We start from the raw sequence: 12,174 nt of genomic DNA, 5'->3' as shown, positions 1-12,174 counted from the left end.
GACCTTATGCGCTCTTGTGCGCGACGAAGTCGATCTCCACCAGGATGTTCATCAGCTCCGACCCCACGGTGGTGCGTACGGGGTACGGCTGGCTGAAGTACGACTTGTACACCTCGTTGTACGCGGCGAAGTCGCGCTTGAGGTGCTGCAGGTGGACCGTGGACTTGATCACGTCGTCGAAGCCGAGGCCGTGCGCGGCGAGGATGGCGCCGAGATTGCGCATGACCTGGTGCGTCTGGGCCGCGACGTCGTCGCCGACGATCTCGCCGGTGTGCGGGTCGAGCGGCCCCATGCCGGAGGTGTAGACGAAGTCGCCGACGACCAGACCCTGCGAGTACGCCCCTACCGGGGCGGCGCCCTCGCTGGTCCTGAGCTCCTTTTTCACAAGGTCTCCCTAGAAATTGGTGGTGATAGTGCCAACGACACGGTAGTCCCGGTCCACCAGGGGCAGCACGCGCCACTTGTCGAACGCCGTGCAGGGATGGGAAATGCCGAAAGCCAGCAGGTCGCCGGGCTTGAGTCCGTCGGCCCGTACGATCGTGTGCTGGTCCTGCATGGTCACGACGGTGACGCCGCCCCGCCGCGGGATGGGCAGGCCCTCGTCATAGGGCGCGTCCCGCTTGCCCATGCCGACGATCGCCAGCCCCGGCTCCGGGGTGGACAGCACGTGCGCCCACACCTCCAGCGCGGGCCGCAGCTCCCCCTCCATCCGGTTGAACGGCGTGCGCTCGCGGTAGTAGCCGTCGTCGTGGGTGACGTACGCGCCGCTGCGCAGCAGGATCTTGGCCTGGGTGGCGACGAGTTCGCGCCCGATCACGTCGAACCACTGGCTGCCGCCCACGCTGAGGATCGGGTTCCGGACGCGGACGTGCTCGACGGCCTCCTGCAGCGAATCCAGATATTTCCGGACCTCATCGCCGCTCTTCAGCCCGCCCTCGTACCCCGCGACCCCGGCCAGCTCGACCCCTGGGGTTTCCTGCACGTACGCTGCCACCCGCAGCAGCTCGTCGAGGCTCCGGCACCCGGCCCGACCGCCTTCGTGCCCCAGCTCCACCAGCACCCGGAACGGCCGGGACCCGGCGTGACCGGCGAGAATGCCCACCCCGGTCACGGAGTCGGCGAAGGTCAGGAACTCGAACGCCGGATCCCGCTCCAGCTCCCCTGCCGCCCAGTCGAGCCCCGCCGGATCGACGACCTGGTTGGCCACCATGATGCGATCGACGCCGAACCCCCGGACGGCCTGCGCCTGCCGCGGCATCGCGACGGTCAGCCCCCAACCGCCCGCGGCGAGCTGCATGGCGGCGATCTCGGCGGACATGTGCGTCTTCGCGTGCGGCGCCAGCTCCAGCCCGTGATCCCGGACGAAGGCCGCCATCGTCACGACGTTGTGCTCCAACGCGTCCCGGCGCACCACCATCAGTGGGAAGCCGAGCCCGCCTGCGAAGATCGATTGCCCGATGACGGCCTGCACAGAACCCCCTTCGAATCCCTGGAATCGGTCACGGCCGGAGCGCGCGCCCGGGCGTGGCCCCGGTGAGCTCGCCTCCGGCCAGCACGCGCACCCCGGACACGAGCACGTCGTCGACGCCGGTCGCGAGCCTGCGCGGGTCCGCGTACGTCGCCCGGTCGGCCACCGCGGCCGGGTCGAACACCACCACGTCAGCCCCGGATCCGGCCCGCACCAGCCCGCGATCGGCCAGCCCGAACCGCCGCGCCGGATGCCCGGCCAGATGCACCACGGCCTGCTCCCACGTCCAGTCCCCCAGCTCCCTGACGTGCCGGCCGAGGAACCTGGCGAACGCCCCGTAGCCTCGCGGATGCGGATGCCCGCCCACGTAGATGCCGTCGGACCCGCCGGTATGGGAGGGATGGCGCAGCATCCTGCGTACCGACTCCTCCCCCTCCGGCCCCTCGTCGGTGCGGGCGATCACGACGCCCGCCTCCAGCCGCGTCTCCGTCAGGAGGCGGCGGCAGAGCTCTGCCGGCGTCACCCCCGCCCGCTCGGCCGCCGCCACCATGCTCAGGCCCTCGGTCCACTCCATCCCGGGCGCGTAAGAGACGGTCAGCCGCGGCCATGTGCGCTCCAGCGTGGGCCACCACTCGTCGAGCTCACCGGACGCGATCATCTCCAGCGCGCGGCCGGTCTCGGCGCCCGGCACGGCCGGCGGCAGCACGACCATGGCCAGGATCGTGTTGCCCCGCAGGTAGGGGTAGGTGTCGAAGGTCAGGTCCACGTCCTCGGCGAGCGCGTCCTCGACCAGCGGCAGCAGCACGTCCGCGGGTCCGTGCAGGTGGGAGACGTGTACGGCGGCGCCGGAGCGCGCTGCGATGTCCACCGCCTCCGCCATGCCGGCCCCGGCCGCGGCGCCGTAGGCGCGCATGTGGGTGACGTAGGGGAGGCCGCCGAGCGGCTCGCACAGCGCGGCCAGCTCCGCGGCGGAGGCATAGCGGCCGGGCAGGTATTCGAGCCCGCTCGACAGCCCGGCCGCGCCCTCCGACAGCCCCCGCTCGACGTGCCGCCGCATCCTGGCCAGGTCGCCGGGCGCGGCAGGGTCGGGTGACGGCCCCATCACGTCGTACCGGATGGTGCCGTGGGGCAGCAGATAGGCGGTGTTCAACGCCACCGCCCGGTCGTAGCCGTCGAGCAGCTCACCCACGCTCAGCGGCCCCTCGTACGGAGCCTCGTCGAACGCCACCACGCCGGCGAGCGGGCTGCCGGCGGAAAGGGCGCCGGCGAACGACGCCCCGCCCGATCGCGCCCCCACCGGCAGCGGGCCGTTGACCGCGGCGAAGTAGCGTGCGGCGTAGGCCACGGTCTCGGCCGAACCGGGCGCGAACGACAGCCCGTCCTGACCGAGGACGAACGTCGTGACCCCCTGCCGCAGCGCCGCCCGCTGCACCGCCGGGTCGAAGACGGCCGCGTCGCCGTGGGCGTGACAGTCCACGAAGCCCGGCGCCACGAACCGCCCCGACGCGTCGATCACGGTGTCCGCCTGCGCGCCGTCCAACCGGCCGACCGCCGCGATCCGATCGCCGCCGATCGCCACGTCAGCGCGGTACGGCGGGGCGCCCGTCCCGTCGAGCACCCGGCCGCCGCTGATGACTACGTCGAACCTCACTCCAAGATTGAATCAGAGCCGCGCGACAACACCGTGTCGCACCGCACCGACTCCTGGATCGGCCGCTTGGCCAGCAGCTCGCGGGCCTGGGACCGGGCCAGGTTCCAGCCGTTCCACGGGTCGGGCCGGTCCAGCCCGTTGGCCCTGACCACGTCCGCGAGCACGCAGCTGCGCTGCGGCTCCGGCAGCCTGTCCAGGGCAGGCACCGCCTCCGCGCCGAGGTCGCCCAGGTAGTCGGAGTCCAGCTTGGTGACGCCGCGCACCTCCACCTGCGTGTACGCGACCCGCAGGTCGGGGTTCACGATCGCGAACGCGCCCAGGCCGAGCCCGGTGACCAGGACGATCGTCCGCGGCAGCCAGCCGGAGCCGCGGCCCGCGAGCCGTACCGCGCCCGCGAGCAGCACCAGCGCGAACACCGCGCCCAGCCACCAGACCGTGGCCTGCACGGACAGCCGCAGCCTGGACAGGCCGTAGGCGTCGGTGTAGACGTTCATGCGGTGCAGGGCGGAGGCCAGCACCACCATGGTCAGCCCGCAGAGCACGCCGAGCAGCCCGGCCAGCACCCAGCGCTCGCGGCGGTCGGTCCTGAGCAGCCCGCCGGCCACCGCGACGATGCCGAGCACGAACACGCTGACCACCACGAGCTGGAAGAACCCCTGCCTGGCGTACTCGGCGTAGGTCAGCCCCGCCGTCTTCAGCACCAGCTCGTTGCCGCCGAACAGCGCCGTGATCTGCACCGCCACGAACAGGGCGAACAGCAGGTTCACCGCCGTGAGCGGGACGACCCAGACGCTCCTGCTCACGCTGAACTTGGTCTCGGGGCCCGCCGGATCGACCACCGGCCTGAGCGCGACCAGCACCACGGCCGCCAGCAGCACCGCGAAGACGGCGAACAGGAAGATCCGCACCGGCGCCGACTCGGCCCAGTCCGGCGCGGTGGTCAGCCGCTCCACGTACGAGGCGAACACCGCGTCCGCCGAGCTGAACAGCAGCCCGAACACCATCAGCAACACCGCCGTGATGCCCAGCGCGGCGAGCGTCGGAACGACGCGCCGCTTGGCGGTCAGCTTCTTGATCGGCTGGGCCAGGAACCACGGCACCGGTCCCAGCGCGAGCAGCACGGACACGCCGCCCCTGATCACACCGAGCCACCCGGCACCGGCCCCGGAGACGGCCAGCGCGCCGAGCCCGGTCCCCGCCAGGAGCAGGATCGCGACCAGCCAGTCGGCGTCGCGCACCGCCGCCATGGAGATCAGCCCGTACGCCGTCACCCCGAACGCCACCGTCCACGGCGTCATCCGCCGCGCCACCGCGGGCAGCGCCGCCGCGCCCAGCACCATCGCCACCAGCACGATCCCCAGCCCGGCATGGGCCTCGGGCAGCGCCACCGCGGCGAACACCCCGGCCCCGGCGGCGGCGGACAACAGCCAGCGGGGCGGCTCGGGCAGCTCGGGCCTGGGGAAGAGCGGCGGCGGCACGTACGGCGGCGGCCCCGCCTGCCCCCGGTACGGCCCCGCCACCGGAGCCGGGTACGCCCCCGCCGCCTGAGCCCCCGTCTGAGTCCCCGTCTGAGCCCCCGTCTGAGCCCCCGCCGCCGCGCCCGGCTGCATCTGGGCCGTGGCGCCCGGCTGCATCTGGGCCGTGGCGCCCGGCTGAACCCCGGCCTGGGCCCCCTGCTGAGCCCCCGCTGGGGCGCCCTGCTGAGCTCCCGCTGGGACGCCCTGCTGAGTTCCCGGCTGGGCCGCCTGCTGAGCCCTCGTCTGGTACATCGGCTGATGGGCCGCCGACTGGTAGGCCGTGCCCGCCGCCCGCCGCCCGGAACCGGCTCCGAGCGCCACACCGACGGCTCCCATCAACGCCGTGCACATGACGAACGTGATCAGGGCCATCCCGTCCCCGAAGGAAATGCTGACGAACACGGCGGCGAACATGCCGAACAGGAAGCCGATCATCAGCCCGATGAAGCCACCCGCGATCATCCTGCCGAACCTGCCGGCGGGCGACGCCATCGGATGAACGAAGGACGCCCCCACCCCGGAAGCGGCGCCGCCGACAGCCGCGCCACCCACAGCCGCGCCGCTCGCCGCCACACCACCCGCAGGCGCGTGGTGCGCCGCGGCAACCCCGGCAACCCCGGCAACGGCACCGCCGGCAGCGCCGGCCTCACCACCGTCCACGCCGCCGCCTCCGGACGCCGACCCGGGTGCCACAGCGCTCGCAGCGGCAACCCGGCCCGCCACCACGGCATCCCCCTCGGACACGGTGCCGGCCCCCGCGACGCCACCCTCCGATGGGTGCCGCTCGGACACGGTGTCCCCGTTGGCAGCGACACCCGCCTCCGCGACGCCGCCCCCCGCCTCTAACGGCGCCTCAGCCATCATCGTCCTCCCTGGTAGCGCGACCACCATGCGGCACCCCGCACAGTCGTCGATGCGAATGGAACCCCCGTGCAGCTCGACGATCTCCTTCACGATGGCCAGCCCCAGCCCGGCACCCCCGGAGTCGGCCGCCCGCCCCGTGTCCAGCCGGGAGAAGCGCTCGAACACGCGCGCCCTGGCCGAGACCGGGATCCCCGGCCCCAGGTCCGCGACGACGATGCGCACCCCGTCCCCTTCGGCCGCGCCGCGCACGGTCACCGAACCGTCCGGCGGGCTGTGCCGTACCGCGTTGTCCAGGAGGTTCGCCAGCACCTGGGCGAGCAGGTCGGGATCGGCCCGCACCACGAGATCGCCGGGGACGTCCGCCCGGATCACGACGTCCTCGCGAGCCAGCGCCGCCTCCCGCACCGCCTGCTCGATCAGCGGCGCCAGCTCGATGGCCTCGGGCTCGATCAGCCGTACGCCGGAATCGAGCCGGGACAGGTCGAGGAGCTGGGCCACGAGGCGGCCGAGCCGCTCGGTCTGGGCCAGCGCGGTCCGCATGGTGCCCGGGTCTGGGGCGGAGACGCCGTCCACGACGTTCTCCAGGACCGCGCGCAGGCCGGTGATGGGGGTGCGCAGCTCGTGGCTGACGTTCGCGACGAGCTCGCGCCGCTGCCTGTCCACCTCGCCGAGGTCGGCAGCCATCGCGTTGAACGCCCTGGCCAGCTCCCCCACCTCGTCCCGCGAGGTGGCCCGGACACGCAGCGTGTAGCGGCCCTTGGCGATCGTCTGGGCGGCGCTGGCCATCTGGCGCAGCGGCTTGGTCATGCCCATGGCCAGGACCTGCACCATGATCAGCGCCAGGACGACGGCGACCGCGATGCGGATCTCGCGGGAGAGGTTGGAGTTGATGCCGACCTCGTTGACCACGAACGCCGTTCCCACGGCCAGCACGATCACGATCCCGAGCTTGACCTTGATCCGGCCCAGGAAGTCGAGCGGCCTCATCGCCGCACCAGGGCGTAGCCGACGCCGTGCACCGTGCGTACCACGTCGGAGCCCAGCTTGCGGCGCAGCGCCCGGACGTGGCTGTCCACGGTCCTGGTCGCGGCGGCCTCGGAGAAGCCCCACACGTCGGACAGCAGCCGGTCGCGCTCGAAGACCTGCCCGGGCCGCTCGGCCAATCGGCGCAGCAGGTCGAACTCGGTCCTGGTGAGCTGCGCCTCTACTCCCCCCACGAACACCCTGCGCGCCGCGGTGTCGATCTCCACCTCGCCGACCCTGATCACGGTGTCCTCGACCGCGAGCTGGGCCGCCCGCTCCACCCGGCGCAGCAGCGCGTGGATCCGGGCCACCAGCTCACGCATGCTGAACGGCTTGGCCAAGTAGTCGTCGGCCCCCACTCCCAGACCGACCAGCACGTCGGTCTCCTCGCCGAGCGCGGTCAGCATGAGCACCGGCACCGGCCTGGCCGCCTGCATCCGGCGGCACACCTCTAACCCGTCGAGCCCCGGCAGCAGCCGGTCGAGGATCACCAGGTCGGGCTCCGCCTTGCCGTACTGGACGAGGGCGTCGTGCCCGTCGCCCGCAACCCTGACGTCGAAACCCTCGGCAGCCAGCCGGTTTCGTACGGCCAGGGCGATCGTCTCATCGTCCTCGACCACGAGGATGCGTCGCTGCTCTGCCACGTACGAAAGACTAGAAGCGCCCTGTGCAGAGGACACCTCCTTAATCGTGCACATACGGTGCAGACTTGGGCGCGTGAACATTGCCGGATACCTTCGCCGCATCGGCCTGCCGCACCTGCTCCACGCCCCCACCAGTGCAGAGAACCTGCGGGAGCTCCACGTCGCCCACATCGAGACGGTCCCTTACGAGGCTCTGGAGATCTGGCTGGGCCGCCCCACCACCGTGGACCCCGTCGAGTCGGCCGAGCGCATCATCCGGGGCCGCGGCGGCTACTGCTTCCACCTCAACGGCGCGTTCTCCGAGCTGGCCAAGGCTCTCGGCTACGACGTGACCCGGCACGTCGGCGGAGTGCAGGCCCACGGCGGCGAGCCCAACGTCGACGCCAACCACCTGGTGCTCACTGTGCGCGGCCTGCCGTCCGCGGCCAATCCGGGCGGCGAGTGGCTGGTCGACCTCGGCCTCGGCGACGCGCTGCACGAGCCGCTCCCACTGGTCGCGGGCACGTACCAGCAAGGACCCTTCCAGTACGTGCTGCGCCCGTCGGAGATCGCGCCCGGCGGCTGGCGCCTCGACCACGATCCGAGTGGTTCGTTCCAGGGCATGGACTTCGACCCCGCCCCCACCGACATGTCCGCATTTATCGACATGCATCAGCACCTGACCACGTCACCGACGTCCGGGTTCGTCCGCGTGCCCTCGGTCCTGCGGCGCGACGCCTACGGCGTGGACGTCTTGCGCGGGCTCCGCCTGTCCCGCGTCGGCTCCGGCTCCGGCTCGGTCATCCTGGACACGGCGCGTGACTTCTACGCGGCGCTGGCGGACGTGTTCCGGCTGCCGCTCGACGACGTGAGCGCCGATGAGAAGGACAAGCTCTGGCGCAAGGTGCACGATGCTCATGAGGCCTGGCGGGCCGGCGACCCGGCGTGATGGCCACGGCCGCGAACGGGCGCTATCGTGCGACTCGACATGGGAGAGACCAGGAAACTGGCCGGTAGATACCGGCTGCTCAACCCCCTGGGCGCGGGATCCGTACGCCTGGCCTTCGACGAGTCCGGACACCGTGACGTCGCGGTCAGGGAGCTGCGCATCCCCGCCGAGCTGCGCGACTCCGCGCTGCACCAGGCGCGCAGGGCCATGGTGCTGCGGCACGCCTCGATCGTGCGGGTGCTCGACGTGGTGGTCGAGGCCGGCACGCCTTGGCTGATCATGGAGTTCGTCTCGGGGGCGTCGCTGGAGCACACCGTGCGCGCGCGGCGCCCGCTCCCCGTCCCGCAGGCGGCCAGGGCTGGAGTCTGCGTCCTGTCCGCGCTGACGGCCGCGCACGCGGAGGGCATCGTGCACGGGCATGTCGATCCCGGCAACGTCCTGCTGACCCCGACGGGCCGGGCCGTGCTGACCGGGTTCGGGCTGCCGAGCCGCAGCGCGTGGCCGTCCGCCGATCTGTGGTCGCTGGGTGCCACGCTGCACTTCGCGGTCGAGGGCCGGCCGCCGCGCTCGGCCCCCGCCGACGGGATGGACCCGCTCAGGTCGCTGATCAGGGCGATGCTGCACCCCTCAGGGCCGCCCCCGGCGGAAATGGTACGCGAGACGCTCGAACGGCTGGCCCTGGACCAGCCGCTGGACCGGCTCGTCGAGGCGCAGGGCCCGCTGCCGCCCGCCCAGGTGGCCGCCATAGGCCTGGCCATGGTCGAGCGGCTGCGTACGGGTGCCGGCTTCCATGGCGGGGTGCAGCCGGGGAACGTTCTAATCAGCGCGACCGGCCACGCCACGCTGCTGCCGTCGCTGCGGTCGGGGACCCCGTCCGCGTACACGGCTCCTGAAGGCGTCCAGAGCCGGACCGCCGACCTGTGGTCGCTCGGCGCCACGCTCTTCACCGCCGTCGAGGGCATGCCGCCCGCCCCCGGCGCTCCGCTGCGCCGCGCGGGCGCGCTGGCTCCGATCCTGTACCGGCTCCTGTCGGGCAGCCCGTCCGACCGCCCCACCCTGGACGAGCTCCGCCGCGCCCTGGAGTCGATCACCGCAGACCGCGCCTGGCGACAGTGGCGCGATTGAGATACATCGCGAACGGAACCAACAGAGGGGCCCACTCGTTGGAGTGACGACGCACAATGTGGGAGAGGCGGGGCGCGCGCTCCGCGTTCGGAGGAAGTTGAGGATGTCGCCAGTCCAGAAGTACGCCATTGGCGCAGGCGCCGCTGTTCTGCTCTCGCTGATCTTCTTCGGGGCCGGATGGATCACCCTGCTGGTTATCCTCGGCGTGGTCGCCGCCCCGGTGGTCGGTTACTTGATGCTCGACCCGTCGCAGCGCGAGCGGCTCAAGAGAGCCCGTAAGCGCGGCATCGGCCGCTGAGCCCCTGGTGGCGGGGGCCCCTCAGGCCTCCGCCACGGCCAGCGCCGACTGCACGCGCTGGGTCACCCTGCGCTCGACGTAGAACGACAGGAACGGCACCGTGCCGCCCAGCATGACGCCGAGCATGTACGGCCACGTCCAGCGTGCCTTCATGCCCAGGTTCATGACCGCGATCAGATAGATCATGTAGAACCCGCCGTGAATGGGCGCGGTGATCTTCGACATGGCCGCGTCGCCGAAGCCGTAACGCAGCACCATGGCGACGCAGAGCACCAGCAGCATGACGCCGACCACGTAGGCGAGCGCCCGGAAGGGCTTCAGAGCCGATTCCACGATTAACCTTCCAGAGCCATCTCAGGGGACTTGGCGCGGTCCCGATCCGCCCGCACGGCATCGCGTACGAAGTGGAACCACATGAATACGGCGAATCCCGCGAAGATCCACCAGTTGGCGGCATATGCCAGATTACGCCAGGTCAGGGTGCCGCCCACAATCGGCGGTGAGACCTTGACCTGGGCCAGCGAGCCGGACGGCGGCTGGGCCACGACATAGCCGGTGCGCACCCGCTGCCCGGTCCACAGGTTGATCAGCTCGCCTGTGGAGACCGTCTGGACCTGCCCCGCGGGCAGGCCTCCGGCGCGCCGCTGGACGCTGTCGGTGCCCTCCTGCGGCCGCAGCCGCCCGGTCACCGTGACCCTGCCCTGCGGCACGGCAGCCACCGCCGGGTCGTCGCTCCTGGCCACCCAGCCTCGCACCACCGGCATCAGCGTGCCGTCGTCGAGCTTGAGCGGCGTGAGCACCCAGTAGCCGGCGTCCCGCGAGACCTTGCCGCCGGGGGCGTCGACGTCGGCCCGCCGATCGGCGACCAGCAGCTGGCGATCGGCCTCGTAGACGCCCCCGGCCGTGACCCTGCGGCCGACCAGCTCACCGTTCAGCTGCGCGCCCGTCGGGGCGAGCGTGCCGACCGCGACGGGCCCGGGATCCACGGAGGCGCGAGGCTTCCCCGAATCCTGGAAGACCCCGAGCTGCCAGCGCCCGAGCAGGATGAACGCGATCAGGACCCCGATCGTGAGCACGTGCAACCCCATGATGCGGGGCGAGAACAGGGTCCTGAGCATGCATCCAAGCTATCCGCAGAACAGGGCGGTCCCGCAATCAGCCCGCCTGCGGCCCATCTCAGGGATCGGCGAAGTTCGACCGGCGGATCCCGCCAAACGTCGCAAATGCCGCAGCCGATCACGCTAGGCTGCTGCCCATGTCTGACCAGCATATCGACCCGGCGGGCAACACCCAGGCTTTCCGTGCGTTCGCGCATGCGCGCGAGCAGGAACAGCAAGCCGCGGCCAAGCCCAAGAAGTCGCCCCTGCTGCCCATCATCGCGGTCGTCGCGGCGATCGCGATCATCGGCATCGCCGCTTTCCTCCTGCTGCAGTAGGCCGACCGCAGGATGACCCGCCGCGACGCCGTGGCGGGTTTTCGTCGTTGCCTCCTCCACCCCATGTACGCCGCGTCACGACGCTAGGCGAGGCAGAACTCGTTGCCCTCCGGGTCGGCCAGCACCACCCAGTCGTCGTGCGTGGCCAGCACGGTGGCGCCCAGCGCGGTCAGCCGGGCCAGCTCGGCGTCGTGGTCGTCGGCGCGCAGGTCGAGATGGAGGCGGTTCTTCACGATCTTGCGCTCCGGCACCCGCTGGAACCACAGCCGCGGCCCCCCGCCCTCGACCAGCACCGTTGGATCGTCCTCCGGGTCGTCGATCCCCTCGCTGCGCAGCCGTGCCAGCTCGGCCTCGTCATAAGGCGCCACGGCGTAGCCGTCGAGTGCCGCGGCCCAGAACCTGGCCAGCGAGGCCGGGTGCCGGCAGTCGATCACGACGTCATGCAGTGCGGCCATCGGGCCGCCTCGCCTCGATGAGGAACCGGCTGGAATGCGCGACGAACGGCCCTTCGGCCTCGATCCGCTCGTGCAACTCGCGCAGCTTGTCCCGATAGCGCTCGACCGAGAACCCCGGCACGATCCAGATCACCTTGCGCAGGAAGTAGATCACCGCGCCGATGTCGCGGAATTCCATCCGCAGCCGCTCGAAGCGCAGGTCCACGACCTCCAGCCCGGCGGACTCGGCCGCCGCACCGGCCTTGTCGGGTTCGCGGCCCGAGCCGTCGTGCGGCCCCATGAAGTAGTCGGTCAGCTCGGCCACGCTCCACGGCCCGACCTGCTGGGAGAAGTAGACCCCGCCGGGCCGCAGCACCCGGGCGATCTCCTCCCACCATGTCCGCACCGGGTGACGGCTGCTCACCAGGTCGAAGACGCCACTGCTGAACGGCAGGCGCGGCGCCTCGTCGTCGGCCACCACCCACGCCCCGCGCGGGCGCAGCCGGGAGGCGGCCAGCGCGAGGTTGGGCGGCCACGACTCGGTGGCCACGGTCACCGGTGGCAGGATGGGCAGGCCGGCCAGGATCTCGCCGCCGCCGGTCTCGATGTCGAGCGCGGCCCGTGCCCCCGCCATCCGCTCGCCGAGCAGCCTGGCGTAGCCCCACGAGGGCCGCTCCTCGGTGGCCCGGCCGTCGAGCCAGGAGAAGTCCCAGCCGTCCACGGAGACGGTGGCCGCCTCCCGGACGAGGTCGTCGTACGTGCGCCGCGTCATCCTCCGACCTTGTCA

At 72.0% G+C, this 12,174-nt stretch carries 13 protein-coding genes; 4 read left to right on the top strand and 9 right to left on the bottom strand.

Annotated elements, in window-relative coordinates; translation table 11 throughout:
• Nucleotides 1-4 precede the first annotated feature (4 nt).
• The 5 genes from ACTMTI_RS02805 to ACTMTI_RS02785 are packed head-to-tail and all read right to left on the bottom strand — an operon-like array spanning nt 5 to nt 7,167.
• Nucleotides 5-385, bottom strand: coding sequence for a RidA family protein (locus ACTMTI_RS02805; RefSeq protein WP_441117984.1), 381 nt, complete (start codon nt 383-385; stop codon nt 5-7).
• Between the two features lie 9 nt (nt 386-394).
• The gene (locus ACTMTI_RS02800; RefSeq protein WP_441117983.1) at nt 395-1,471 is read right to left on the bottom strand and encodes an alanine racemase; all 1,077 of its coding nucleotides are present in this window, start codon (nt 1,469-1,471) and stop codon (nt 395-397) included.
• Between the two features lie 28 nt (nt 1,472-1,499).
• Nucleotides 1,500-3,119: an N-acyl-D-amino-acid deacylase family protein gene (locus ACTMTI_RS02795; RefSeq protein ID WP_441117982.1), complete on the bottom strand. Its 1,620-nt coding sequence runs from the start codon at nt 3,117-3,119 to the stop codon at nt 1,500-1,502.
• Nucleotides 3,116-6,487 carry a DUF4153 domain-containing protein gene (locus ACTMTI_RS02790; RefSeq protein ID WP_441117981.1) on the bottom strand — a complete coding sequence of 1,124 codons (3,372 nt, stop codon included), beginning with the start codon at nt 6,485-6,487 and terminating at the stop codon, nt 3,116-3,118. Before ACTMTI_RS02790 ends, ACTMTI_RS02795 begins: the two co-directional genes overlap by 4 nt.
• Entirely contained in the window at nt 6,484-7,167 is a 684-nt protein-coding gene (locus tag ACTMTI_RS02785; RefSeq protein WP_441117980.1) for a response regulator transcription factor, read from the bottom strand. The genes ACTMTI_RS02790 and ACTMTI_RS02785 overlap by 4 nt, the downstream gene beginning before the upstream one ends.
• Before the next feature lie 73 nt (nt 7,168-7,240).
• On the opposite strand from ACTMTI_RS02785, the gene ACTMTI_RS02780 reads away from it, so the two are divergent.
• The 3 genes from ACTMTI_RS02780 to ACTMTI_RS02770 all read left to right on the top strand — a co-directional run bounded on the left by ACTMTI_RS02780 (nt 7,241) and on the right by ACTMTI_RS02770 (nt 9,518).
• Entirely contained in the window at nt 7,241-8,095 is an 855-nt protein-coding gene (locus ACTMTI_RS02780; protein ID WP_441117979.1) for an arylamine N-acetyltransferase family protein, read from the top strand.
• Nucleotides 8,096-8,134: 39 nt separating this feature from the next.
• Complete coding sequence (locus tag ACTMTI_RS02775) at nt 8,135-9,220, top strand: protein kinase domain-containing protein (protein ID WP_441117978.1); 1,086 nt, start codon at nt 8,135-8,137, stop codon at nt 9,218-9,220.
• 103 nt (nt 9,221-9,323) lie between these two features.
• Complete coding sequence (locus tag ACTMTI_RS02770) at nt 9,324-9,518, top strand: hypothetical protein (protein WP_441117977.1); 195 nt, start codon at nt 9,324-9,326, stop codon at nt 9,516-9,518.
• A 21-nt stretch (nt 9,519-9,539) separates the two neighbouring features.
• Here ACTMTI_RS02770 and ACTMTI_RS02765 read toward each other — a convergent pair whose 3' ends face one another.
• Both ACTMTI_RS02765 and ACTMTI_RS02760 read right to left on the bottom strand, forming a co-directional pair.
• Nucleotides 9,540-9,851: a DUF3817 domain-containing protein gene (locus ACTMTI_RS02765; RefSeq protein ID WP_441117976.1), complete on the bottom strand. Its 312-nt coding sequence runs from the start codon at nt 9,849-9,851 to the stop codon at nt 9,540-9,542.
• 2 nt (nt 9,852-9,853) lie between these two features.
• The gene (locus tag ACTMTI_RS02760; protein WP_441117975.1) at nt 9,854-10,636 is read right to left on the bottom strand and encodes an SURF1 family protein; all 783 of its coding nucleotides are present in this window, start codon (nt 10,634-10,636) and stop codon (nt 9,854-9,856) included.
• A 137-nt stretch (nt 10,637-10,773) separates the two neighbouring features.
• Between ACTMTI_RS02760 and ACTMTI_RS02755 the strand changes: the two genes are divergently transcribed.
• Nucleotides 10,774-10,953: a hypothetical protein gene (locus ACTMTI_RS02755; protein WP_441117974.1), complete on the top strand. Its 180-nt coding sequence runs from the start codon at nt 10,774-10,776 to the stop codon at nt 10,951-10,953.
• A gap of 83 nt (nt 10,954-11,036) precedes the next feature.
• Here the strand turns inward: ACTMTI_RS02755 and ACTMTI_RS02750 are convergent, their stop codons facing one another.
• On the bottom strand, nt 11,037-11,408 hold the full coding sequence (locus ACTMTI_RS02750) for a VOC family protein (protein WP_441117973.1): 372 nt from the start codon (nt 11,406-11,408) through the stop codon (nt 11,037-11,039).
• Complete coding sequence (locus tag ACTMTI_RS02745) at nt 11,392-12,159, bottom strand: class I SAM-dependent methyltransferase (protein ID WP_441117972.1); 768 nt, start codon at nt 12,157-12,159, stop codon at nt 11,392-11,394. Before ACTMTI_RS02745 ends, ACTMTI_RS02750 begins: the two co-directional genes overlap by 17 nt.
• Nucleotides 12,160-12,174: the final 15 nt, after the last annotated feature.

Origin of the sequence: Nonomuraea sp. H19 (genome assembly GCF_052068215.1) — a bacterium.
In the GTDB taxonomy this organism is placed as follows: Bacteria; Actinomycetota; Actinomycetes; order Streptosporangiales; family Streptosporangiaceae; genus Nonomuraea.
Note: the sequence above shows the minus strand (reverse complement) of the source record. Positions and strands in the feature narration are given on the sequence as shown.

Excerpts from the sequence above, each read along its gene's own strand:
- ACTMTI_RS02790 (WP_441117981.1), bottom strand. The coding sequence starts at position 6,487 with ATGAGGCCGCTCGACTTCCTGGGCCGGATCAAGGTCAAGCTCGGGATC.
- ACTMTI_RS02775 (WP_441117978.1), top strand. The coding sequence starts at position 8,135 with ATGGGAGAGACCAGGAAACTGGCCGGTAGATACCGGCTGCTCAACCCC.
- ACTMTI_RS02770 (WP_441117977.1), top strand. The coding sequence starts at position 9,324 with ATGTCGCCAGTCCAGAAGTACGCCATTGGCGCAGGCGCCGCTGTTCTG.
- ACTMTI_RS02760 (WP_441117975.1), bottom strand. The coding sequence starts at position 10,636 with ATGCTCAGGACCCTGTTCTCGCCCCGCATCATGGGGTTGCACGTGCTC.
- ACTMTI_RS02755 (WP_441117974.1), top strand. The coding sequence starts at position 10,774 with ATGTCTGACCAGCATATCGACCCGGCGGGCAACACCCAGGCTTTCCGT.
- ACTMTI_RS02750 (WP_441117973.1), bottom strand. The coding sequence starts at position 11,408 with ATGGCCGCACTGCATGACGTCGTGATCGACTGCCGGCACCCGGCCTCG.
- ACTMTI_RS02745 (WP_441117972.1), bottom strand. The coding sequence starts at position 12,159 with ATGACGCGGCGCACGTACGACGACCTCGTCCGGGAGGCGGCCACCGTC.